At 41.9% G+C, this 21621-nt stretch carries 25 protein-coding genes, 1 other RNA gene and 1 pseudogene; 12 read left to right on the forward strand and 15 right to left on the reverse strand.

What is annotated here, in order from left to right; all coding sequences use genetic code 11:
• The coding region (locus BTO21_RS09910; protein WP_146107828.1) for an FAD-binding protein at nt 1-756 on the forward strand (756 nt) is incomplete at its 5' end.
• A 38-nt stretch (nt 757-794) separates the two neighbouring features.
• Here BTO21_RS09910 and BTO21_RS09915 read toward each other — a convergent pair.
• Together BTO21_RS09915 and BTO21_RS09920 are read right to left on the reverse strand one after the other, a co-directional pair.
• Nucleotides 795-1229, reverse strand: coding sequence for a protein YgfX (locus BTO21_RS09915; RefSeq protein WP_162270860.1), 435 nt, complete (start codon nt 1227-1229; stop codon nt 795-797).
• Complete coding sequence (locus BTO21_RS09920) at nt 1198-1458, reverse strand: FAD assembly factor SdhE (RefSeq protein WP_045029243.1); 261 nt, start codon at nt 1456-1458, stop codon at nt 1198-1200. The genes BTO21_RS09915 and BTO21_RS09920 overlap by 32 nt, the downstream gene beginning before the upstream one ends.
• 250 nt (nt 1459-1708) lie before the next feature.
• Between BTO21_RS09920 and ygfZ the strand changes: the two genes are divergently transcribed.
• The 3 genes from ygfZ (at nt 1709) to BTO21_RS09935 (ending at nt 4195) form a co-directional block, all read left to right on the forward strand.
• Nucleotides 1709-2689, forward strand: coding sequence for a tRNA-modifying protein YgfZ (gene ygfZ / locus BTO21_RS09925; protein ID WP_045029241.1), 981 nt, complete (start codon nt 1709-1711; stop codon nt 2687-2689).
• A complete protein-coding gene (locus BTO21_RS09930) occupies nt 2679-3164 on the forward strand; it encodes an aminoacyl-tRNA deacylase (protein WP_181314146.1) in 486 nt (161 codons plus the stop codon). Before ygfZ ends, BTO21_RS09930 begins: the two co-directional genes overlap by 11 nt.
• Before the next feature lie 80 nt (nt 3165-3244).
• A complete protein-coding gene (locus BTO21_RS09935; RefSeq protein WP_045029240.1) occupies nt 3245-4195 on the forward strand; it encodes a LysR family transcriptional regulator in 951 nt (316 codons plus the stop codon).
• Nucleotides 4196-4271: 76 nt separating this feature from the next.
• Here BTO21_RS09935 and nqrM read toward each other — a convergent pair whose 3' ends face one another.
• From nqrM to BTO21_RS09950, 3 genes are read right to left on the reverse strand one after another with little or no spacing between them, the layout of a single operon-like run.
• The gene (gene nqrM, locus BTO21_RS09940) at nt 4272-4475 is read right to left on the reverse strand and encodes a (Na+)-NQR maturation NqrM (protein WP_045029238.1); all 204 of its coding nucleotides are present in this window, start codon (nt 4473-4475) and stop codon (nt 4272-4274) included.
• Nucleotides 4472-4942 carry a NifB/NifX family molybdenum-iron cluster-binding protein gene (locus BTO21_RS09945; protein WP_045029237.1) on the reverse strand — a complete coding sequence of 157 codons (471 nt, stop codon included), beginning with the start codon at nt 4940-4942 and terminating at the stop codon, nt 4472-4474. The genes nqrM and BTO21_RS09945 overlap by 4 nt, the downstream gene beginning before the upstream one ends.
• Before the next feature lie 3 nt (nt 4943-4945).
• The gene (locus BTO21_RS09950; RefSeq protein WP_045029235.1) at nt 4946-5245 is read right to left on the reverse strand and encodes a DUF134 domain-containing protein; all 300 of its coding nucleotides are present in this window, start codon (nt 5243-5245) and stop codon (nt 4946-4948) included.
• Between the two features lie 490 nt (nt 5246-5735).
• Between BTO21_RS09950 and BTO21_RS09955 the strand changes: the two genes are divergently transcribed.
• On the forward strand, nt 5736-5939 hold the full coding sequence (locus BTO21_RS09955; RefSeq protein ID WP_045029234.1) for a DUF1107 domain-containing protein: 204 nt from the start codon (nt 5736-5738) through the stop codon (nt 5937-5939).
• An 80-nt stretch (nt 5940-6019) separates the two neighbouring features.
• On the opposite strand, the gene gcvH is transcribed toward BTO21_RS09955, so the two are convergent.
• The 4 genes from gcvH to BTO21_RS09975 form a co-directional block, all read right to left on the reverse strand.
• The gene (gene gcvH / locus BTO21_RS09960; RefSeq protein WP_045029233.1) at nt 6020-6412 is read right to left on the reverse strand and encodes a glycine cleavage system protein GcvH; all 393 of its coding nucleotides are present in this window, start codon (nt 6410-6412) and stop codon (nt 6020-6022) included.
• Nucleotides 6413-6572: 160 nt separating this feature from the next.
• Entirely contained in the window at nt 6573-7784 is a 1212-nt protein-coding gene (locus BTO21_RS09965) for an FAD-dependent 2-octaprenylphenol hydroxylase (protein WP_045029232.1), read from the reverse strand.
• Nucleotides 7785-7786: 2 nt separating this feature from the next.
• Nucleotides 7787-8974 carry a 2-octaprenyl-6-methoxyphenyl hydroxylase gene (gene ubiH, locus BTO21_RS09970; RefSeq protein ID WP_082056841.1) on the reverse strand — a complete coding sequence of 396 codons (1188 nt, stop codon included), beginning with the start codon at nt 8972-8974 and terminating at the stop codon, nt 7787-7789.
• A 27-nt stretch (nt 8975-9001) separates the two neighbouring features.
• Nucleotides 9002-9583 carry a YecA/YgfB family protein gene (locus tag BTO21_RS09975; protein WP_045029231.1) on the reverse strand — a complete coding sequence of 194 codons (582 nt, stop codon included), beginning with the start codon at nt 9581-9583 and terminating at the stop codon, nt 9002-9004.
• A gap of 392 nt (nt 9584-9975) precedes the next feature.
• Between BTO21_RS09975 and BTO21_RS09980 the strand changes: the two genes are divergently transcribed.
• The 5 genes from BTO21_RS09980 (at nt 9976) to serA (ending at nt 13469) form a co-directional block, all read left to right on the forward strand.
• On the forward strand, nt 9976-10275 hold the full coding sequence (locus tag BTO21_RS09980; protein ID WP_045029230.1) for a cell division protein ZapA: 300 nt from the start codon (nt 9976-9978) through the stop codon (nt 10273-10275).
• A 7-nt stretch (nt 10276-10282) separates the two neighbouring features.
• Nucleotides 10283-10466: non-coding RNA, 6S RNA (gene ssrS / locus BTO21_RS09985), on the forward strand.
• Nucleotides 10467-10545: 79 nt separating this feature from the next.
• Nucleotides 10546-11157 (forward strand): 5-formyltetrahydrofolate cyclo-ligase, encoded by a 612-nt coding sequence (locus tag BTO21_RS09990; RefSeq protein WP_045029229.1) that lies wholly within the window; start codon nt 10546-10548, stop codon nt 11155-11157.
• A gap of 182 nt (nt 11158-11339) precedes the next feature.
• Nucleotides 11340-11999 (forward strand): ribose-5-phosphate isomerase RpiA, encoded by a 660-nt coding sequence (gene rpiA, locus BTO21_RS09995; protein ID WP_045029228.1) that lies wholly within the window; start codon nt 11340-11342, stop codon nt 11997-11999.
• A 237-nt stretch (nt 12000-12236) separates the two neighbouring features.
• Nucleotides 12237-13469, forward strand: a complete 1233-nt coding sequence (gene serA / locus BTO21_RS10000; RefSeq protein ID WP_045029227.1) for a phosphoglycerate dehydrogenase — start codon at nt 12237-12239, stop codon at nt 13467-13469.
• An 83-nt stretch (nt 13470-13552) separates the two neighbouring features.
• Here serA and BTO21_RS10005 read toward each other — a convergent pair whose 3' ends face one another.
• The 5 genes from BTO21_RS10005 to epd all read right to left on the reverse strand — a co-directional run bounded on the left by BTO21_RS10005 (nt 13553) and on the right by epd (nt 19313).
• The gene (locus BTO21_RS10005; RefSeq protein ID WP_045029226.1) at nt 13553-14275 is read right to left on the reverse strand and encodes an oxidative stress defense protein; all 723 of its coding nucleotides are present in this window, start codon (nt 14273-14275) and stop codon (nt 13553-13555) included.
• A gap of 262 nt (nt 14276-14537) precedes the next feature.
• Nucleotides 14538-15422, reverse strand: coding sequence for a small-conductance mechanosensitive channel MscS (mscS, locus tag BTO21_RS10010; protein WP_045029225.1), 885 nt, complete (start codon nt 15420-15422; stop codon nt 14538-14540).
• 353 nt (nt 15423-15775) lie between these two features.
• Nucleotides 15776-16852 carry a class II fructose-bisphosphate aldolase gene (fbaA, locus tag BTO21_RS10015; protein WP_045029224.1) on the reverse strand — a complete coding sequence of 359 codons (1077 nt, stop codon included), beginning with the start codon at nt 16850-16852 and terminating at the stop codon, nt 15776-15778.
• Between the two features lie 159 nt (nt 16853-17011).
• The gene (locus tag BTO21_RS10020) at nt 17012-18175 is read right to left on the reverse strand and encodes a phosphoglycerate kinase (protein ID WP_045029223.1); all 1164 of its coding nucleotides are present in this window, start codon (nt 18173-18175) and stop codon (nt 17012-17014) included.
• A gap of 85 nt (nt 18176-18260) precedes the next feature.
• On the reverse strand, nt 18261-19313 hold the full coding sequence (epd, locus tag BTO21_RS10025) for an erythrose-4-phosphate dehydrogenase (RefSeq protein WP_045029222.1): 1053 nt from the start codon (nt 19311-19313) through the stop codon (nt 18261-18263).
• A gap of 327 nt (nt 19314-19640) precedes the next feature.
• Between epd and BTO21_RS10030 the strand changes: the two are divergent.
• Nucleotides 19641-20096, forward strand: a pseudogene (locus tag BTO21_RS10030) (DUF2333 family protein); the annotation flags it as partial.
• 304 nt (nt 20097-20400) lie between these two features.
• A complete protein-coding gene (locus BTO21_RS10035; RefSeq protein WP_045029221.1) occupies nt 20401-20613 on the forward strand; it encodes a cold-shock protein in 213 nt (70 codons plus the stop codon).
• Nucleotides 20614-20705: 92 nt separating this feature from the next.
• On the opposite strand, the gene BTO21_RS10040 is transcribed toward BTO21_RS10035, so the two are convergent.
• Nucleotides 20706-21621, reverse strand: a 916-nt coding sequence (locus BTO21_RS10040; RefSeq protein ID WP_105026786.1) for an iron-containing alcohol dehydrogenase, incomplete at its 5' end; no start/stop codon positions are given.

The raw sequence follows: 21621 nt of genomic DNA on the forward strand, positions 1-21621 counted from the left end.
GAGCTTGCACCACGTGATGTGGTTGCACGTGCTATCGATTATGAAATGAAACGCTTAGGTGCTGATTGTATGTACCTTGATATTAGCCATAAGCCAGCCGATTTTGTTAAAAGTCACTTTCCAATGATCGCCGAAAAACTGCAAGGTTATGGGATTGATATCACCACCGATATGATTCCAATTGTACCAGCAGCGCATTATACCTGTGGCGGTGTGGCGGTGGATAAATCAGGTAAAACTGATATTGAAGGCTTATATGCTATTGGCGAAGTGAGCTATACCGGACTGCATGGCGCCAATCGCATGGCATCAAACTCACTGCTTGAATGTGTGGTTTATGCATGGTCAGCTTCACAAGATATTGAACGTCAGTTTAGCGCTATCTTACAACCCCAACAATTACCGTTTTGGGATGACAGTAAAGTCACCAACTCTGATGAAGAAGTAGTGATTCAACATAACTGGCATGAACTGCGGTTATTTATGTGGGATTACGTTGGTATCGTGCGTTCGACCAAACGTTTAGAACGTGCAATGCATCGAATTGAATTACTTAAACATGAAATTGATGAATATTACTGTCATTTTCGCGTTTCAAATAACCTGCTTGAACTGCGTAATTTATTGCAAGTTGCAGAGTTAATTGTTCGTTGTGCGATGGAACGTAAAGAAAGCCGAGGGCTACACTACACTCTTGATTATCCCGAACTTGATCAACAAGCAACGCCAACTATTTTAGTTCCTGATAATTACTAATATAGATTATCAGACCATGATGTTAGCTTGTCATAGCATCATGGTTTATTCACTGCGGTATTCGGTATTAACAGCCTTAAATGAAGCATCATTTTTAGCTGCCGATATTGAATATTATCACAACTGTCATGACAAATAATAAGCCACTGATTACGATCATGTGCTACTGACAATACCACCAGCCACCGAGTCACCAGTTTCACTGCCACCATATTTCCCGCTTGATCATGCCAGCGAATATTACCATCACTATAAAGTCGTAACGGCCCCTGTTGGCGTAAATAAAAGTGATATATTTGTTGCCATTCAAACACTAACATTTCGGCTAAAAAATAACTCACAGGCCAGAAAACAGGTGGGACGACAAATAACAAGAGCACTGCACCAAAGTAACATCGACTCAGTGCAGTGTGTAATAGCGGGGATAAGTTAAGCTTTAAATCAACGTAACTTGCTGTTGTTGTGGGCAACAATCTTATCAACCATCATCGCATGCGCAGTATTATCACTGCGACCATGCTGCATCATCCATTTAAATAAATCAGGATCATCACACGTTAGTAGAGAAATAAAATCACGTTGCTGCTGCTCTGATAAATCATCAAAACACTCTTCAAAAAATGGCATCACCAACACGTCTAATTCAAGCATGCCACGACGACATGCCCATTTTACACGTGCTCTTTCTGCTGCAACTAACATACATAACCTCTTATGCGCGCCTATGGCTCACTAATAATCAAATACTGAGCGTATTTCCGTTGTCAAGATAGTAACAGTCGTGCTGAATAACAACCATGCGTCAGCACAAATAATCGCTCAAGATGAGACTTAGCCCACCATAATGGCTACCAATAAAAATAGCTGATTAACCCATCGTGTAACCATGGTTAATTATTTTGCTCAGTTGGTATAACATAGTGTAATCATTACAGCATTTGTGGATACCATTATGAACACTTGGTCAACTCAACACTCATTTACCCCGCTTGCGTTAAGCACAACAGATTCTTTACCTGATTTAGCGGTAGTCAACCTCAGTGATTGGGGCATGGTGACACTCGTTGGCCCTGACAGTAAATCATACTTACAAGGTCAATTAACTTGTGATGTGGTGTCTTTAGCCGCAGGTGTATCGACCTTTGCTGGTCACTGTGATGCTAAAGGTAAATTGCGCACTATCATGCGTGTTTTCCACTATCAAGATGGTTATGGTTTAGTACAACGTCAAAGCGTGATGGCCAACCAATTACCTGAGCTGAAAAAATATGCGGTATTTTCTAAAACAGAAATAACCCAAAGTGCAGCGGTTCTTTTGGGGCTGGTAGGTACTCAAACGCAAGCCACCATAGATCATCATTTCAGTGGTGATGCTGATGTGCGCTATAACGATATGGCTACCGTGGTAAAAGTTGATAACGAACGCTGGTTAATCATCACTTCTGCCGAACACGCTGACAGTATGATCACGACGCTGGCACCAACGGCAACGCTAACAACCACTGAATTGTGGAATCTCTGCGATATTAAAGCAGCGATGCCACGGATTGATAACACCACGGAACTTGAATTCATTCCTCAAGCAGTAAATTTACAAGCGGTTGATGGCATTAGCTTTAAAAAAGGCTGCTACACCGGCCAAGAAACGGTTGCACGTGCTAAGTACCGTGGTATCAATAAACGTGCGATGTATATTGTTACTGGTGCTGCGACACAATGCCCACAAGCTGGCGATGCTTTAGAACGTAGCGTCGGTGAAAACTGGCGCAAAGGTGGCACAGTGATCTGTGGCTATCAATACAGTGATAATCAAGCTGTAGCATTAGTGGTATTACCTAACGATCTTGACGATGACAGTCAATTCCGTTTTGCTGCTCACCCAGATGCACTTTGGCACAAACTTGATTTACCGTATGATCTTAATGCCGAATAATGTTATTGATACCGCAGTAACACGGTTACTGATGAGTGAAGGGGTCGATTTCCGCTTACTGCCGCACACTAAACCGGCAAAAACTATTGCCGAAGCGGCGGCTGAACGCGGGGTTGATCCGCAACATATGGTTAAATCGATTTTACTCAAAGATATGTCAGGCTTTCATGTCTTAGCCTGTGTCCCCGGACCGCAATCGGTTGATCCTAAAAAAGTACGGGCGTTATTTGGTTGTCAGCGCATGACCTGCGCCGACGCTACTGAAGTTGAAAAAGTGACGGGATTAGTCATCGGTACTGTTGCACCGTTAGGGTTAAAACGGCCTCTGACAATTGTCTTTGATGCCGCAATAACGGCCATTGAACGGGTCAATATCAGCAGCGGTGATCGCATGGCAGGAATTGAAATTGCCACCGAAGATTTATTGATTTTGTGCGATCCAATGTTAGCTAATATTTGCCGCGATCAAGCATAATTGCCAATAACAGCCTATTCAATCTGCGGCATTAATTTTTTATGCCGTTGATTTACATGAATTATAAAGGAATACAATCCATGACAAGCCTGCATCAAGATATCAATTGGCGCGGTGTTGATCTTAATTTATTGATTGCCTTTTCAGCATTAATGGAAACCCGCAGTGTCACTAAAGCAGCCAATAAATTAGCCATCGGTCAATCTGCGATGAGCCATAATTTATCGCGTTTACGCAATTTATTAAATGATCCTCTGTTTGAACGTCATGGTCATCAGATGTTACCCACTCAAACTGCGCTAGAGCATGCCATGACGGTTGAGACTATTCTGTCTTTGATCACCAATGAACTGCTGCGCCCAAGTGTCTTTATTCCCGCTGATTTCTGTGGCACCTTCAAAATAGGTTTAACTGATTATGCCGAGCTACTATTTGCCCCCGCACTATATGATGCCATTCATCATCAAGCACCGCAGTGCCAGCTGAGTTTTTTTAATGTCGATCGCCACAGCTATCACACCGACTTTAATCAACATCGCATTGATGTTGTGATCGGCTCAATGACCGATATGGGCAAAGACATTGAACATCAATATTTATATACCGAAGATCATGTGTGTCTTTATGATCAACGCGCAACCGGGCTTAATAATACCGTTAGTCTTGAACAATACCGTCACCATCCACATGCGCTGGTTAGCCCTGATGGTAAATTAACTACGCAGGTTGATGACCAATTACAACGGCAAGGGTTTGAACGCCAAGTGGCGGTGGGATCGCATAATTTCCTGACGATTCGACACTTATTAAGTGGTCGAGATTTACTGTGTGTGGTGTCACGCTTGATGGCACAATTAGACATTTTCAACGACCAACTAACTCAATGCCCGCCTCCCGTTGCGATTGCTGATTTTGATATTCGCTTATTATGGCTCCATCGCAACAGTAATCATCCTCGCAACCAATGGTTACGCCACATCGTTGCTAATACAGTAATCACCCAAGTAAAACAACTTCGAGCTGGACAATAATAAAGCCTATAAATAAAACAGAGAGCGGCAGAGCCTCGTTGCTCTGCCAATGCTAGATCTTTCTATGTCTATACCATTAATGCGCGTGACGATTGGGTTCTTGAATCTGATAAAGTTTATGTTCATCGCAAGGTTCATCGCAATTACATTCTTTATTAACACCAACATTGGCTAACCCACCACAGCTGCCACTGATGGTTTGACGTTTAACAAACCAGCCTATTGCCATCGCTAAGATCACCACCAAGAAAATACCCAGCGTCAGTAAAAATGTAGTCATAACTTTAAACCACCAATTTTACCAATACCCTTAATTACTGGGCTCAACATCCCCACTTTAACGGTTGCTGATACTGATTTTTTAGTGCCACAACCACAGCCACATGCACCCTTTTCACGTTTACAAGCACGACCTTGATCGGCTGCAACTAATGCTTCTTTGCTAATACCACCGCCTAAAAAAGTCGCCAGTGATGTTCTTGGCGGTACACGACTAACCTTAAATCCCGCTTGCAATAAACGGGCTAAAGAACGGGTCCCAATATTACCCAAGACAATTTCAGTCACGTTCAGTGCCGTAAATTGGCGTTGGAGTATTTTTTTATGTTTGCATCCCAGCTCTCGACTACCACTATTTTCAATACGATCCACCAGCAGACCTTGTTGATCATAAATAGCAAATGCAGCCGCTTTACCAAAATGACCGGCTATCTGATCTCTTGGCGTTAACGCTATTGCTGTTAACATACATTATTCCTCTGTGTTGTTAGGGGTGTCAGTTACCAATTCTAATGCCATTCCCATCACTAATGCCTGCGCAACTTTATGTCGTCCTCGCGCAACAATATTGCCTAGTGTTTGCCGTGAAACACCCAACTGTTGGGCGGCTTCAAGCTGTTGTAAGCCCAGCATATCAACCAATCTCAATGCCTCTAATTCGTCACTCGCTAACGTAATTTTCGGTAATTGCAGCATGGGTACACCATTCGGCTTAAAACAGCTATAAGCAGGACGGCAAGCAATTTTTCTTACAATCTTTGGCCTTGCCATAATGATAATAACCTCGATTTATTTACCTCATTATTGGCATACGCTAAAAACACCGTATTGATCTGGGATCATAAATCATCATCTAAACCATGATATCAATGAATAACTACGATCATTAATAAGCATACTTTTTAACATATCAGCATAAAATATCGTAATAACAGTTAATTCATTATTCATCATGATGCTTTTAAATTGCACCACTCGAGCAAAAACCAATCACCTCAAATTAATTTAACGCCAACATCGTTAAACAGGTCGATATCATCGTAAATAAAGCGACTAAAACACCTATCACCGCCTCCTATAAAAAAGCATAAAAAACCAAAAAATAAGAATATTATTCTAAATATTGAGATTGTTATTAGCTAATACGTCAACAAATGAAACTTATCATTAACGTTATGCTAATAATGTCACAGAAGTGTCATCACTCTTAACGTATACTTAGCGCCGTTAATCGCGAGGATGGTCGGAGTTAAACTGTATTATGCGGATGTTCAAACGCTACTTGCCTAAATTAATTGCCAAGCATGTTAGTCGTATATTCACTGGAAGAATTTATATTGATGGCCGTGGCGGCTATCATTTTGAGAAAGGGATCTTGCTGGTGCCGCTAAAGGCCCAACAACACCATTATGATACGGTTAACGAGGTAAACTTAGAAATTAAGCGCTTACGTGAGGTTTACTAAACGCTCATTGATTAGATGATAACCCATTATCGATAAGCAACATCAAGCCCACATTATTCGGTGGGCTTTAATGTCTGCGACTACTCATCATCGACAATAGAGGCTAAATAATCATCGGCATCAATTAAGCCATCTAACTCTTCATCGGCATCAATCCGAATTTGAAACAACCAGCCATCACCATAAGGATCGCTATTGACCCGTTCGGGTGCTGCATCTAGCTCATCATTAATGGTGATAATCGTCCCGGTACACGGTGCGTAAATATCCGAAGCGGCTTTTACCGATTCAATAACAGCACACTCTTCTCCTGCATCGACAGCAACCCCACTATCAGGCAAATCAATAAAAACCATATCGCCTAATAATGTTTGAGCATGGTCACTAATACCAACAGTATAAATACCATCACCTTCATCACGCAGCCATTCATGAGTATGAGTAAATTTTAATTCTGAGGGCACATAGCTCATTCATCTTTCCTTATTAAAACTCACGGTTAATCGGTAACTATCACTCCATATTTTACTGTAGGTGAAAAAATACGTTTTGCTCAATTTAAGATAAAAAAAACCGTAACAAAAATGGTTACGGTTTAATGAGCATTCACTCAGGTAACTACCCAATGACGGGTTATTTGTAACGCGCTAACGGTGGTAATTCACCACTTAATCCTAAAGCGCGTCGCATAAATTCATCTTTAATACCAGGGGCTTTGTTGGCAAAAAGCATACCGAGATCACGCACTAACTTCTTGGCTGGATTAGCACCATCAAACAAAGTTTTAAAGCCTTGCATGGCAGTGATCATTTTGGCGGCTTCGGCTTTACGCCAGCGTTCATAATGACGTAAATTAACCTGTTTACCGATGTCTTTTTCCGCTTGCCACAAGCCAATAATTTCTTGTGCTAATGCTGCCGCATCGAGTAAACCGAGGTTAACCCCTTGGCCAGCAAGTGGGTGAATGGTATGAGCGGCATCGCCAACTAATGCTACCCGCTCGCGCACAAAGTCTTGGGCATAACGCATTTTAAGCGGAAAGGCTTGGCGCTCACCTTCAACACGACACAAGCCTAATCGGTGATCAAATGCAGCAGTTAAATGTTGATTAAACACTTCATCACTGGCATCACATAACGCTAATGCTTGCTCGGGAGGTAATGACCATACAATCGAGCATAGATCTTTTTCTGCTAATGGCAAAAAGGCTAATGGGCCATCAGGGCGAAAAATTTGACGAGCCGTTTGCTGATGAGGCTCATCACAACGGATATTTGCCACCAGCGCACTATGTCCATAATCCCAATGTGTCAGCGGAATATCAACATGTTGACGTAACCATGAATTAGCACCATCAGCACCGACGACCAATTTAGCGGTTAAATTTTTACCCGACTCCAATGTGATCCATGCTTCAGTTTCACCAAAGGCAATATTTTGGCATTTATCAGGCGCAAATAAGGTCACATTGTGTTGCTTACAGACCTGATCCAGTAACGCTAACTGGATCACGCGATTTTCAATAATATGGCCTAAATTCGGTTGCGCTAACCGCTCGGCATCAAAATCAATACGGGCGAAACTGTCTTGTTCCCATACTTCCATTTTGCTGTAAGGGCTCATGCGACGATCGCAGATACCATTCCAAGCCCCAACATTACGTAAAATGCGTTCACTGGCACGACTTAATGCCGACACCCGCACATCCGGCAGTGTGGCTAACTCAGGGTTCGGTAACTGGCCTTCAATAACCGCAATTCGTAATTCAGTATCGGCTAACGCTGCAGCCAGCGTTAAACCTACCATTCCACCACCAATAATGGCGACATCAACATTTTGCATCATAGCTATCGTTTTACCTGTCCCATGGCACGGCGTAATAGCGGTGCTTGAAGTGTGTTTGAAAGGCTCATTGTCATCAAGCCCAGATTGCGCCCAGCAACGAGCGCAGGATTATCATTAGCAAACAAGTTAACCAAGCCCGTCGTCATCGCAATAGTAGCTTGTCGATCAGGTAAACGTCGATCACGATAACGGCCTAATACAGTTGGCAAACCAATATCAGCCCCACGTTTAACCCCTGCGGCAATTTCTTCTGCTAATGTCATCACATCACGTAAACCAAGGTTAAACCCCTGCCCAGCTATCGGATGAAGTGTTTGCGCAGCGTTACCAATCACAGCAGTACGGTGTGACACTAAACGTTGGGCTTGGCGTAATATTAATGGATAACAATGACGCTTTCCTGCCATCGTTAGTGCCCCTAATCGCCACCCAAACACCGCTTGTAATTCAGCTAAGAATTGCGACTCCGTTAATGCCATGATCCGCGCTTGTTGATGAGGTTCAACACACCACACCAATGAACTACGTCCTTGAGACATCGGTAACAATGCCACTGGCCCATGCTGAGTGAAACGTTCAAACGCTTGACCTTGATGTGGCTCTGAGGTGGTAATATTAGCAATGATCGCCACTTGCTCAAAATCATGTTCATCACGGCCAATATGTAACAAATCACAGCAATGAGACAGCGCACCATCAGCGGCAACCACTAATTTTGTACGTAACCGTTTACCGGTATTTAAACGCACTAACGCCTCGGTTTGAGTACGCTCAATATGCTCAACTTTAGCGGGACAAAACAAATCAATTTGTGGGCGAGTCACTAACTGGTGGTGGAAAATTTCCCCCGCAGCGGCTAATTCAATCACATAGCCTAACGCATCAACCGCCAATTGCTGAGCTGACAACTCGACCATGCCAGCGTGACCGCGATCAGAGACATGAATATGCTCAATTGCGGTCGCAACAGAGGATAATGCCGGCCAAAGTTGAATTGAATCTAATAAACGGCTGGTGCCATGAGAGAGCGCAATACTGCGAGCGTCATAGCCCGGATGCCCATATTGATCAGCCGCTACCGCTTCAACAACTGCGATATGTAATTGATGCTGAGTTAATTCATCCAGTGCAATCGCTAAACATGCACCCACCATTGCGCCACCCGCAATCACCACATCATATTGCTTCACATTTTGTCCCTTTCCCAATAGAAATTATTAGTGAACGGTTGGCTGCTCATCAGCATCGTCGTCATTGACAAGGCGTTGGCCTAATTCAGAATGACAACTCAATACACACATACGCACATGCTCAACCACTTGCTCAAATAATGCCGCTTGCTCTTCAAGATCTTCATCTTCATCAATACCAAGCTGTGAGATCTCTTGTAAATCAGCCAATGCTTCGGTTATTTCTTCAGACAACTGATCTTTTTTTAAATCCATCAGTCCAAGACCAGAAATAAAGCTATTCACCCACTCAGTTAATGCTTCAGCGCGATCAGATAACGGTTCATCATCGTCAGGCATCAACAGTGAAAATTCAAACCCACCACCAATTAACTCATCTGCCGTGGTGGTAAATAACGTTCGCACCATTATTTTGGCACCATCAGTCATTGGCTCACCTTCATTGGCATAATCACATACCGGGCCCGCCCAGCTCTCATCATTAACCGCTAAGCCACCACAGATCATGCCACTGAGTAAACCATGTAATTCAGCAGGAACCGCAGCAAGACCTTGCTCTTTTAAAGCAGCTTCAACAGCTTGGTATGTCGGTAGGGTTATTTCACTCATGGTTTATCACCTTTTTTAGTTGGCGCAATTTAAAATAAATTTTTTTGTGACCATTACTTAACAATAACGCTCATCGTTACGGTTACACTGTTTGAAATTGTACCAAACAATAATCACACTTATGGCTTAGTTGGTATAATAAAATAGCAATGAGCGAATGGCGGCACTGTGTTATGCTAACACTTAAGCCTAGTTCGGCAAATGATAACACTGGCGATAACGTTCAATCCTTAATCAACTCTTTAGTGAGTCTGATTAATATCTGTTTAGTCAGAAGATATTGAACCTAAACCGAGACATAGTCGCTTGCATCTTGTGTAGGGTTTTCCTATATTGACCCTCGTCGCAAGCGGAATGAATACCCATTCTGGCACGGAGCAAATCGAAGGTTTATGAGTACTCAGGCTGTAGAAATTCAAGTATTGGGCCGCAAATTAAAAGTTAATTGCCCAACAGGTCAAGAAGATGCATTACGTGCCGCGGCGACAGATTTTGACCAACGCTTGAAAGATATGTCTGCGCGTAGTAACGTATCCGTAGAACAATTATTAATCTTTACTGGTCTTAACATCAGTAACGAGTTGCATTTAGAGCGACAAGAACATAATCGTAATGCTGAATTAATATCCAATAAAATCAATTCACTAGAAGAAAACTTGGATAAAGTATTGCAATATCAGCCAAAGCGTTGATAATGAATTGACCCTGGGGTGTACGTCAGTGAATGAATGTCCCCGAGCCGATAAGCAAATACTCAGGATTGGCTTTTTTATTAGCTATTGTGCATGCTCAGCTTGACTGAGAAGCCTGCGGCTAATGTTGCCAGTCCACCTTGAACATCTGGTTCAAGGGCCTTATTTCGCAACGGCACCTTGGGGCATCCCTACTGAGTTTCACTTTCTTTCTGCACTCTAGCACCCTACAATCCTTAAACACTCATCGTTCATGGATTGGATAATCAAGTGACAACAACTTCTGTTTCCTCATCCCAACCGTTACGTCACCAACTTCGACAACAAATTCGTCACGCTCGGCGACAATTATCCCCTCAGCAACAACACCATGCCGCCCAACAATTATCTCAGCATTTGCAAGCCTTACCTCAAATTCAACAAAGTCAGCATATTGCTCTTTATCTTGCCAATGATGGTGAGATAGATCCGCAACCGTTCATTGAATGGTTATGGCAGCAAGGTAAGTCGGTTTATCTGCCAGTGCTGCATCCTTTTAGCAAAGGGCATTTACTGTTTTTACACTACGCAGCCAACACTCCGATGACCACCAATCGCTATAGTATTAGCGAGCCTAAATTAGATGTCCGCCGCGTTAAGCCGATTGCTGAACTTGATGTTATTTGTACCCCATTAGTCGCATTTGATAGCAATGGACAACGCTTAGGGATGGGAGGCGGCTATTATGATCGCACTTTAAGCCAATGGCACCAACATCGCCAAGGGCCTTATCCGATCGGTATCGGCCATGATTGCCAATATATTCCTCTGCTCCCCAATGAGAAATGGGATGTGCCTTTACCTCTCATTATTACCCCTAACCATCTCTTTACAGAGTCATAACGCACATCACGCAAACGATTGGCTTTAGATTAAAAAAAACCGAATGTAATTGTATGTTATTCATAAAGTTATATTTTTAGTTTTAAGTTTGCACCCTTTAACCATAGAATCCAACTGACGAAATCACTTCGGTTAGCTATAATCACCTCTCGCATAATTGAGGTCATTACGAGGAGAACGGCATGACACAAGATGAAATGAAAAAAGCAGCGGGCTGGGCAGCACTTGAGTACGTAACGAAAAACAGTATTGTTGGTGTAGGTACTGGTTCAACCGTTAATCACTTCATCGATGCCTTGGCAACCCGTAAAGAAGAGATCAAAGGCGCAGTTTCAAGCTCTGTTGCTTCAACTGAACGTCTAGAGCAAATTGGCATTACAGTCTTTGATGCTAACGAAGTTGCTAGCCTTGATATTTATGTTGATGGCGCTGATGAAGTTAATGCCCAATTTGATATGATCAAAGGCGGCGGTGCAGCATTAACCCGTGAAAAAATTGTCGCAGCCATTGCTGAGAAATTCATTTGTATTGTAGATAATACCAAGCAGGTTGATGTATTAGGTCAATTCCCATTACCCGTAGAAGTGATCCCAATGGCGCGCTCTTTTATTGGTCGTGAGCTAGTTAAACTAGGCGGTGATCCGGTTTACCGTGAAGGGGTTATTACTGATAACGGTAATATCATTCTTGATGTCTACAACATGGAGATTACCGATCCTAAAGCAATGGAAGACAGCATCAACGCCCTACCTGGTGTGGTGACTGTGGGTCTATTTGCTCATCGTGGTGCAGATGTGTTACTTGTCGGCTCACCTGAAGGCACTAAAATCATCGAAAAATAATGATTGTTTCGTTATTTGATTACCAAACGGCAGCTATTGATCGCACGCGAATCATTGGTTGCCGTTTTTTATTGGCTTTTTCGTAATATTCTTACCCTTAATGATTAAATTTTGATACTTTATTAAACAGCACGTAGCAAATATTTAACCATTTAGCGACTGAGATGTAATGTCAACCTTAGTCAAACTAAAGGACATTTGCATTATCAGTCGCCGCGTTTTTAAGGATAAGAACCCATGGCAACAGTGTCACTCAATAAAGCAAAAATCAAAATCCTTCTGCTTGAAGGTCTCCATCCATCGACCGTTGACGTCTTGCAACAAGCAGGCTATAGCAATATTGAATACCACAAAGGCTCTTTAGCCGGTGATGAACTCTTAGAAGCAGTTAAAGATGTTCATTTCATTGGGATTCGCTCTCGTACCCAATTAACCCCAGAAGTATTTGCCGCAGCGAAAAAGCTGACTGCTGTCGGTTGTTTCTGTATTGGTACTAATCAAGTTGATTTAGAAGAAGCAATGCGTCGTGGTATCCCAGTTTTCAATGCCCCTTTCTCCAATACCCGTAGTGTTGCAGAACTTGTTGTAGGTGAAATTCTGTTGTTATTACGTGGCATTCCCGAAAAAAATGCCAAGGCACATCGTGGTGAATGGTTCAAATCAGCGGATCACTCATTTGAAGCGCGTGGTAAAACCCTCGGCATTATTGGGTATGGTCACATTGGTACTCAGTTAGGTATTTTGGCCGAAAACTTAGGCATGCGAGTGTGTTTTTATGATATTGAAACCAAACTCTCATTAGGCAATGCAACCCAAGTCGGTTCTTTATCTGAATTGCTCAATAAAGCCGATATCGTCAGTTTGCATGTTCCTGAAACAAAAGGTACCGCCAATCTCATGGGAGTAGAAGAATTTGCACGCATGAAACCCGGTGCTATTTTTATTAACGCTGCTCGTGGCACTGTGGTTGATATTGATGCGCTATGTAGTGCATTAGAAAGCAAACATATTGCGGGGGCTGCGATTGATGTGTTCCCAACAGAGCCTAAAACCAACAACGATCCGTTTGAATCACCGTTAATGCAGTTTGATAACGTGATCCTCACGCCGCATATTGGTGGTTCAACTCATGAAGCTCAAGAAAACATCGGCATTGAAGTCGCGGGTAAACTGGTTAAATACTCTGATAACGGTTCGACATTATCAGCGGTTGGCTTTCCTGAAGTGTCTTTGCCTGAGCACCACCATGGTTGTTCACGCTTACTGCACATTCACCACAACCGCCCTGGCATATTAAACCAAATCACCACCATTTTCGCATCGGAAGGCATTAATATCGCCGCCCAATTTTTACAGACAGGCGCAGAAGTGGGTTATGTTGTAATTGATGTTGAAACTGAACGTTCAAAAGAAGCATTACAACAACTTAAATCGATTGAAGGTACGATCCGCGCCCGTATCCTACACTAAATGGTTAACCGTTTAACCACTTAACAACGACAAAGGAGAGCATAATGCTCTCCTTTTTTATTGCCATTTAATCTATGTTGGTATTATTTTTCGGCTAATTTAAAGATCACATTTACACTGTCTTTAATTACAATATTATTATCAGTGTAACTTTGATCGATTGCACCTTTGTTCATGCTGCTATACATCACAACATCATTACTACGACGGTATGGCATTGGCTGACTATTAGTATTGTAATCAATCTGCCAGACACCCTCGATCTTATTACCAAAACCTTGTGCTAATGACGCAGCAACTTGCTTAGCATTCTCAATCGCTTTTTGACGAGCTTGACGCTGATATTTCTCAGTATCTGCCACTTTTAAATCAATATTATTAATTTGATTAATGCCATTACCAAGTGCGTCATCTAAATAGGTATTGAGTTTAGTTAACTGGTGAACCGTCACCTCAACATTGCGATTAGCTCTAAAGCCGACTAACTCAGGCTGGTGATCTTTTGGATAGTTATATTGTGCCGATAATGAAATATTAGCACTATTAATGTCTTTTTTATTCACGCCTGCTGCTTGTAAACGCTCAATAAACTTAGTTACCGCTTGATCGACAGCTAACTTAGCATCGACCGCTGTTTTCTTGGTTTCAACCACATTAACGGAAAATACTGCCATATCTGGCTTCACAACCACTTCGCCGCGACCTGTTGTCTCTAAGTGAGGAAATGGAATATCTGCCGCCATTGCAGCAGTTGAAACAAACGCACTAGCGCCAAGTACCATCATCGCTAAACATTTCTTTTTCATTATTCATCCTTTTATTTGTCGGGCAAGATTGTTATCTATTCACTACTACAATAATAAACAGATTAGCTTTTCTCGTAAATTATGCCGTTATGCTAACAAACTCCAAATATAACGAACACTGTTTTTTACGCGCCAGTCAGAAATCATTCAGGAATATTATCGTTTAAAGCATCCTATTATTGCGAGCTTGATCTTTTATTTAGATAAAAAAAAGAAGCCCGTAGGCTTCTTTTTGATGTCATATAATCAAAGATTGAGCGAATTAAGCAGCAACTTTATTTACATGCACATCCATCTGTGGGAACGGAATTTCGATACCTTCTTTATCAAGCTCTTCTTTGATTGCTTGGTTAAGATCGAAATATACTGCCCAGTAATCAGGCGTATTAACCCATGGACGTACCACGAAGTTAACAGAAGAATCAGCAAGCGCAACAACACCAATTGTTGGCTCAGGATCTTTAAGTACGCGAGCATCAGCCGTTACTACACGACGCAATACTTCTTTTGTTTTCTGTAAATCAGCATTGTAAGAAACACCAATCACTAAATCGATACGACGGGTATCATTACGAGAATAGTTAGTAATTGGGTTACCAATGATATGGGCGTTTGGCACGATAACGGTTTTGTTATCAGGCGTACGTAATTCAGTTGAGAAAATCTGAATTGATTCAACAGCACCCGCAACACCAGCGACTTCAACGTAGTCACCAGATTTGAATGGACGGAAACCAACGATCAAAACACCCGCAGCAAAGTTTGATAATGACCCTTGTAGAGCAAGACCAATAGCAAGACCTGCGGCACCAATAACAGCAACTACAGACGCGGTTTGAATACCAATACGACCTAATGCTGCGATTAATACGATAACGAACAGTACATAACGCACTAAGCCATGAATAAATTCAACAACCGCGTTATCCATGTCTTTTTTGCGTAATACTTTAGCAATCGTACCCGCAATCATTTTAACAATGATATTACCAATAAATAAAATCAGTACTGCTGAAACGATATTTACCGCATATTGAACTAATAGATCTTGGTTTTTGCTGATCCAATTTCCGGCGTGTAATACACCATTAGTCAGTGAGTTATCCGATATATGCTCAACAACCTTGTCAGTAACGCTCTCTGTCATGAAGGTATCTCTCTAAAAAATTTAAAAATAATAAAATATTGCTTAATGAGTCAATTATACAGTTACGATAACAGCAATAGCAAAAATAACATTACAACAACAACTTCACTGTTAAATAACCACCATCCACAATGCTGTAATAAGTATAATAATCAGCAGAGTAAACTATAACATCAAAGAAACAGTGCATTATTAATCTTTTACTAGGTAAATGCCTAGTAAAAAAAACCGAACAATCATAAAACAATATAAATAGTTAACTATCAAAATATAACGCTAACTGTTTATTAAATACAAAAAAAAAGCCCACCGAAGTGGGCTTTTTCACATTTTATGTTACTACGAAATCGAAATTATAGAACGTCGATTGCGTTTAGGTCAGAGAATGCTTTCTCTAGACGCTCAACCATTGATACTTGACCTGCACGTAACCAAACGCGTGGATCATAGTATTTCTTGTTAGGCGCTGACTCACCCGTTGGGTTGCCGATTTGACCTTGTAGGTAATCGTGGTTTTCAGCTTCGTAACGACGGATACCGTCCCATGCAGCCCACTGTGTATCAGTATCGATGTTCATTTTGATAACACCGTAACCGATAGACTCTTGGATTTCAGCTTCAGAAGAACCTGAACCACCGTGGAATACGAAGTTTAGAGAGTTAGTTGGTAGACCAAACTTCTCTGAAACGTATGTTTGAGAATCACGTAGGATAGTAGGAGTAAGTACTACGTTACCCGCTTGGTAAACACCGTGTACGTTACCGAAAGATGCAGCGATAGTGAAACGAGGGCTAACTGCAGTTAGTTGCTCGTATGCGTATGCAACATCTTCAGGAGAAGTGTATAGCTCAGAAGTATCCATATCTGAGTTATCAACACCGTCTTCTTCGCCACCAGTACAACCTAGTTCGATTTCTAGTGTCATGTTCATCTTAGCCATACGCGCAAGGTATTTAGCTGAGATTGCGATGTTATCTTCTAGAGACTCTTCAGAAAGGTCGATCATGTGAGAAGAGAACAATGGCTTACCAGTTTGTGCGAAGAACTCTTCACCAGCGTCAAGTAGACCGTCGATCCAAGGAAGAAGTTTCTTAGCAGCGTGGTCAGTGTGAAGAATTACAGGAACACCGTAAGACTCAGCAACCGCGTGAACGTACTTAGCACCAGCAACAGCACCAAGAATTTGAGGGCCTTGACCTTCAAGCTTCAGGCCTTTACCAGCGAAGAATTGTGCGCCACCGTTAGAGAACTGAACGATAACTGGTGCTTTAGCTTTAGCAGCCGCTTCAAGAACAGCGTTCACTGAATCAGTACCGATACAGTTAACAGCAGGTAGAGCAAAGTTGTTTTCTTTTGCTACAGCAAAAACTTTCTGTAGGTCGTCGCCAGAAATAACACCAGGTTTTACAAAATCGAAGATCTTAGACATAACAATAGTCCTATATTTACTTTGTTGTCTGTGGAAAAATTCTTGTGCAAACGTTTGCGGTAAGCCTGTATTTTACTGAAACATGCCTATTATCACAAACGTTTAAACGCGGAAGCTAGATTTATTATTACAAATACATAAGCTTCCACGCCAAATAAATTATGCTTTAGCGCGAGCTTCTAGCATTTCAACTGCTGGCAATTTCTTGCCTTCAACGAACTCAAGGAAAGCACCGCCACCTGTTGAGATGTAAGATACTTTATCTTTGATGCCGTACTTGTCGATAGCTGCTAGTGTGTCACCGCCGCCTGCAACAGAGAAACCAGCAGATGCTGCGATTGCGTTAGCAACAACTTCAGTACCTTTACCGAATTGCTCAATCTCAAATACGCCAACTGGACCATTCCAAAGAATAGTTTTCGCGTTCATGATGATGTCTGCAAGTGCTTGAGCTGAATCAGGACCAAGGTCAAGAACCATGTCGTCAGCTGCAATCTCAGTTGATGCTTTGATAGTTGCAACAGCAGTATCAGAGAACTCTTTTGCACATACAACATCAGTTGCCACTGGAATAGCAGTGTGTGCCATCAGTGCTTGTGCTGTTGGGATAAGATCAGCTTCGTAAAGTGACTTACCTACATCGTTGCCTTCAGCTGCGATGAATGTGTTAGCAATACCACCACCAACAACGATTTGGTCAGCAATCTTAGATAGTGACTCAAGAACCGTTAGTTTAGTTGATACTTTAGAACCACCAACGATAGCAACCATTGGACGTGCTGGGTTATCCATTGCTTTACCTAGCGCTTCTAGTTCGCCAGCAAGTAGTGGACCTGCACATGCTACAGGTGCAAACATACCTACGCCGTAAGTAGATGCTTGTGCACGGTGAGCCGTACCGAATGCATCCATTACGAATACGTCACAAAGTGCAGCGTATTTCTTAGATAGTTCGTCTTCGTTCTTCTTCTCGCCCTTGTTAAAACGTACGTTTTCAAGAACAACAAGCTCGCCTGCGTTTAGCTCAAGACCATCAAGGTAATCTTTTGCTAATTTAACGTCACAATCTAGTGCGTCATTTAAGTAGTTAACTACAGGCTGTAGAGAGAATTCTTCTGCGTATTCGCCTTCCGTTGGACGACCTAGGTGAGAAGTAACCATTACTTTAGCACCTGCTTCTAAGCAGCGCTGAATAGTAGGTAGAGATGCAAGGATACGTGCATCTGAAGTTACTTTACCGTCTTTTACTGGTACGTTTAGGTCAGCACGAATAAATACACGCTTACCAGCTAGATCCAGATCAGTCATCTTGATTACAGACATGTTTTGCCCTCTCAACATTATTTAAAATAAAAGTTCATAAATTTCACGGCTCGGCGTCACTGCCAAACCCAAGAATTCTTACTCGTTATTTTGACGGCGTTGCAGCAGAGTTATCTGTTGCCGCCATTGCTAACGCAGTATCTAACATGCGATTTGCAAATCCCCATTCATTATCACACCACACCAGCATTTTAATTAGATGCTGACCACTCACTCGGGTTTGGGTGCCATCAACAATCGCGCTATGGGGATCATGATTGAAGTCAATCGACACCAATGGTGCTTCGGTATAAGCCACTATACCCTTTAATGTACAACGAGACGCATTCAATAATGCTTGATTTACGTCATTAACTTTCACGTTTGTTGTAACAGTAACCGTTAAATCCATGGCGGTGACGTTTATTGTGGGCACCCTCACAGAAATTGCTTCAAATTTGTCAGAAAACTTCGGGAAAATACGACCGATACCTAAATGTAATTTGGTATCTACTGGAATAATGGATTGGCTAGCAGCACGCGTTCGGCGTAAATCGGGGTGATAAGCATCAATAACTTGCTGATCATTCATTGCAGAGTGAATTGAGGTTATTGCGCCCGTTTCAATACCGAAACAGTCATCCAACACTTGAATGATGGGCACGATGCAATTCGTCGTACAAGAGCCGTTAGAAACAATCGTGTGTTGCGGGGTTAACTGGTGATGGTTAACGCCATATATCACAGTAAAATCAATATCTTTAGCAGCAGGATGGGAAAATAACACTTTGTTAGCACCAGCATGTATGTGGGCTAAACCATCAGCACGAGAGCCTAAGTGACCAGTACAATCAAGGACGATATCGACATCCAAATCATGCCACGGTAGCAGTTTAGGATCGGGTTGATGAAGCAGGCGAATTTGATCGCGATGACCATTTTCATGGGCAATAAAAAGATGCTCCTGGTCATGACTGACAGGCTTACCGAAGCGTCCATGGCTTGAATCATACTGAAGCAGATGAGCCATTGCTTCTGGCTCAGCCAATTCATTGATGGCCACGACGTTAATCTGGTGATGTTTACCACTCTCGTACAATGCGCGGAGCACACTGCGACCGATGCGGCCGAATCCATTTATTGCGACTTTTAGTGTCATATCCGTGCTACAAAAAACCCAAGCGGCGTTAGTGTATACCAACCAAGTTTGAGAATCACCATAATTGTGACAACTCTCACTGCGTTTAATTAAATATCCACATAATCAAACACATAATCACATAATTTTACATGCTTAAAACTAAAATTATGCATAGTTAACCACTATCATCCCCGCCAAATGTCAATTTCTTGTCATTCAAACAGGCTCTTTTTTGCGTATTTAAGATGTAAATAAACACTGTACAAAATTAACAAAAGCACTAATTTATTCGTAGTATAATTATACAAAATGACATATTTATCTACATTTTAGGCACGTGATGATGGCTTAGTGGCATGGCTGGAAATGGTTCAAAACCGCCTCGGTAGTATTTCACAATCTCTCGGTTCATCCGTCGGTGAGGCGAATCTAAATACGGATAGTGATCTGACAGATAGCAATGGTGTAATGCGTGATATCAACGTCGATAACACTAAAACCCCGTGGCTAAAAATTGATAATGTTTTTTATGAGTCTCGAGGATCAACGTGGGCAATGTTACTGTTGATGCAATCAATGAAAGATGATTTCAAAGAAGTGTTAGAAGAATCCAAAGCAACAGTCGTGATGGATCAAATTATTGAAGAACTTGAAGCGACTCAAGAAACCGTCTGGAGCCCAATGATTCTAAATGGTAATGGCTTTGGACTGATCGCCAACCATTCATTGATCATGGCTAACTATGTTTCACGCGCACAAGCTGGTACGGTGGATCTGATTAATATTCTCGAAAAACGTTAATATTTCTCTCTTTATATATCCCCCAAAAAGACCACATTAATGCGGTCTTTTTTATTACTCACTCATTAGGGTCACGACACATAGCCCTTTACAACCTCGCCTTTTACATAAATAATCGTCGCCCTCTGTTGCTCTGCGTTATAAATGAAACATCAAGTAAAAGTAAAACCCTTAGAATATCTTCGTTAGTGTTGTAATCCTCTGTGTTTCCCTTAGCTTCATCGTCGCATTTAATAGTTTACGCTTATCAGCATTCATATTTTTCGATTGAACATTTTTATCTTTTTAAAATTAAGGGTTACACATGTCGCATAAAGCAACGGGTTTAGTGAAGTGGTTTAGTGAAGAAAAAGGCTTTGGCTTTCTAACGCAAGACACAGGTAATGCAGATGTTTTTGTTCATAGCAGTGGCATTGCTGATAAAGCATTAACTAAACTGCCAGAAGGCAAAAAAGTATCATTTGATGTTGAGCACGGCCAAAAAGGTCTGCAAGCCATCAACGTTGTGGTTTTATAATTATCATTTTATAGCCACAAAAAAAGACCACTGATAATTAAACCAGTGGTCTTTTGTTTATAAACGCCTGTAATTACTGATAGTCAGAGCAATTACATCCGTGCTTTAAAGATATTAACGATTTCTTCTAGGCTCGCTTTACGTGGGTTAGTTAAAGAACAAGCATCATTTAGGGCATTTTGTGCCATGAATGCTAGTTTATCTTCAGTCACACCTAAATCAGCTAGACGTTGCTTAGTACCTACCTTTTCAGATAATGCATCAATCGCTTCAAGGGCTGCGTTAACCGCTTGCTCTTGTGTCATCGCTGCCGTATCAATCCCCATTGCTTTGGCGATATCAACAAAACGCTCTGGTACTTGCTTAGCATTAAAGCGAGAGACTTCTGCTAACAAGATTGCGTTACATAAACCGTGTGACAGGTCATAAACCCCACCCAGTTGGTGCGCCATTGAGTGCACGTAACCTAGAGAAGCATTTGAGAATGCCATTCCCGCTAAGTACTCACCGTACTGCATTGCATCACGCGCTTCGCGGTCTTGACCGTTAGTGACTACTGCTTCTAAGTTATTAACAATCAACTCAATCGCTTTAATAGCAGACGCATCAGTGATTGGCGTTGCTGCGGTAGAAACATAGGCTTCAACTGCGTGAGTTAATGCATCCATACCAGTAGTTGCCGTTAAGAATTTAGGCATTGCTACCATTAATTCTGAATCGTTAACTGCAATAATCGGTGTGAAGTGCTTATCAACCACTGGGTATTTAGTTTGATCTTGTTGGTTAGTGATAATCGCAAATACCGTCATTTCTGATGCCGTACCCGCTGTAGTATTCACTGTTACCAATGGCAATTGTGGTTTCTTAGAAAGGTGTACACCTTTAGAGTAATCACGAATATGACCACCGTTAGCTGCCACCAATGCGATACCTTTAGCTGTATCATGAGAAGAACCACCACCGAATGAAATAACGAAATCTGCTTTGCTTTGTGCAAGAAGTGCTAGA

This window comes from Photobacterium phosphoreum, assembly GCF_002954725.1.
GTDB lineage: Bacteria > Pseudomonadota > Gammaproteobacteria > Enterobacterales > Vibrionaceae > Photobacterium > Photobacterium phosphoreum.

Excerpts from the sequence above, each read along its gene's own strand:
- BTO21_RS09920 (WP_045029243.1), bottom strand. The coding sequence starts at position 1,458 with ATGTTAGTTGCAGCAGAAAGAGCACGTGTAAAATGGGCATGTCGTCGT.
- ygfZ (WP_045029241.1), top strand. The coding sequence starts at position 1,709 with ATGAACACTTGGTCAACTCAACACTCATTTACCCCGCTTGCGTTAAGC.
- BTO21_RS09930 (WP_181314146.1), top strand. The coding sequence starts at position 2,679 with ATGCCGAATAATGTTATTGATACCGCAGTAACACGGTTACTGATGAGT.
- BTO21_RS09935 (WP_045029240.1), top strand. The coding sequence starts at position 3,245 with ATGACAAGCCTGCATCAAGATATCAATTGGCGCGGTGTTGATCTTAAT.
- nqrM (WP_045029238.1), bottom strand. The coding sequence starts at position 4,475 with ATGACTACATTTTTACTGACGCTGGGTATTTTCTTGGTGGTGATCTTA.
- BTO21_RS09945 (WP_045029237.1), bottom strand. The coding sequence starts at position 4,942 with ATGTTAACAGCAATAGCGTTAACGCCAAGAGATCAGATAGCCGGTCAT.
- BTO21_RS09950 (WP_045029235.1), bottom strand. The coding sequence starts at position 5,245 with ATGGCAAGGCCAAAGATTGTAAGAAAAATTGCTTGCCGTCCTGCTTAT.
- BTO21_RS09955 (WP_045029234.1), top strand. The coding sequence starts at position 5,736 with ATGCGGATGTTCAAACGCTACTTGCCTAAATTAATTGCCAAGCATGTT.
- gcvH (WP_045029233.1), bottom strand. The coding sequence starts at position 6,412 with ATGAGCTATGTGCCCTCAGAATTAAAATTTACTCATACTCATGAATGG.
- BTO21_RS09965 (WP_045029232.1), bottom strand. The coding sequence starts at position 7,784 with ATGATGCAAAATGTTGATGTCGCCATTATTGGTGGTGGAATGGTAGGT.
- BTO21_RS09975 (WP_045029231.1), bottom strand. The coding sequence starts at position 9,583 with ATGAGTGAAATAACCCTACCGACATACCAAGCTGTTGAAGCTGCTTTA.
- BTO21_RS09980 (WP_045029230.1), top strand. The coding sequence starts at position 9,976 with ATGAGTACTCAGGCTGTAGAAATTCAAGTATTGGGCCGCAAATTAAAA.
- rpiA (WP_045029228.1), top strand. The coding sequence starts at position 11,340 with ATGACACAAGATGAAATGAAAAAAGCAGCGGGCTGGGCAGCACTTGAG.
- serA (WP_045029227.1), top strand. The coding sequence starts at position 12,237 with ATGGCAACAGTGTCACTCAATAAAGCAAAAATCAAAATCCTTCTGCTT.
- BTO21_RS10005 (WP_045029226.1), bottom strand. The coding sequence starts at position 14,275 with ATGAAAAAGAAATGTTTAGCGATGATGGTACTTGGCGCTAGTGCGTTT.
- mscS (WP_045029225.1), bottom strand. The coding sequence starts at position 15,422 with ATGACAGAGAGCGTTACTGACAAGGTTGTTGAGCATATATCGGATAAC.
- fbaA (WP_045029224.1), bottom strand. The coding sequence starts at position 16,852 with ATGTCTAAGATCTTCGATTTTGTAAAACCTGGTGTTATTTCTGGCGAC.
- BTO21_RS10020 (WP_045029223.1), bottom strand. The coding sequence starts at position 18,175 with ATGTCTGTAATCAAGATGACTGATCTGGATCTAGCTGGTAAGCGTGTA.
- epd (WP_045029222.1), bottom strand. The coding sequence starts at position 19,313 with ATGACACTAAAAGTCGCAATAAATGGATTCGGCCGCATCGGTCGCAGT.
- BTO21_RS10035 (WP_045029221.1), top strand. The coding sequence starts at position 20,401 with ATGTCGCATAAAGCAACGGGTTTAGTGAAGTGGTTTAGTGAAGAAAAA.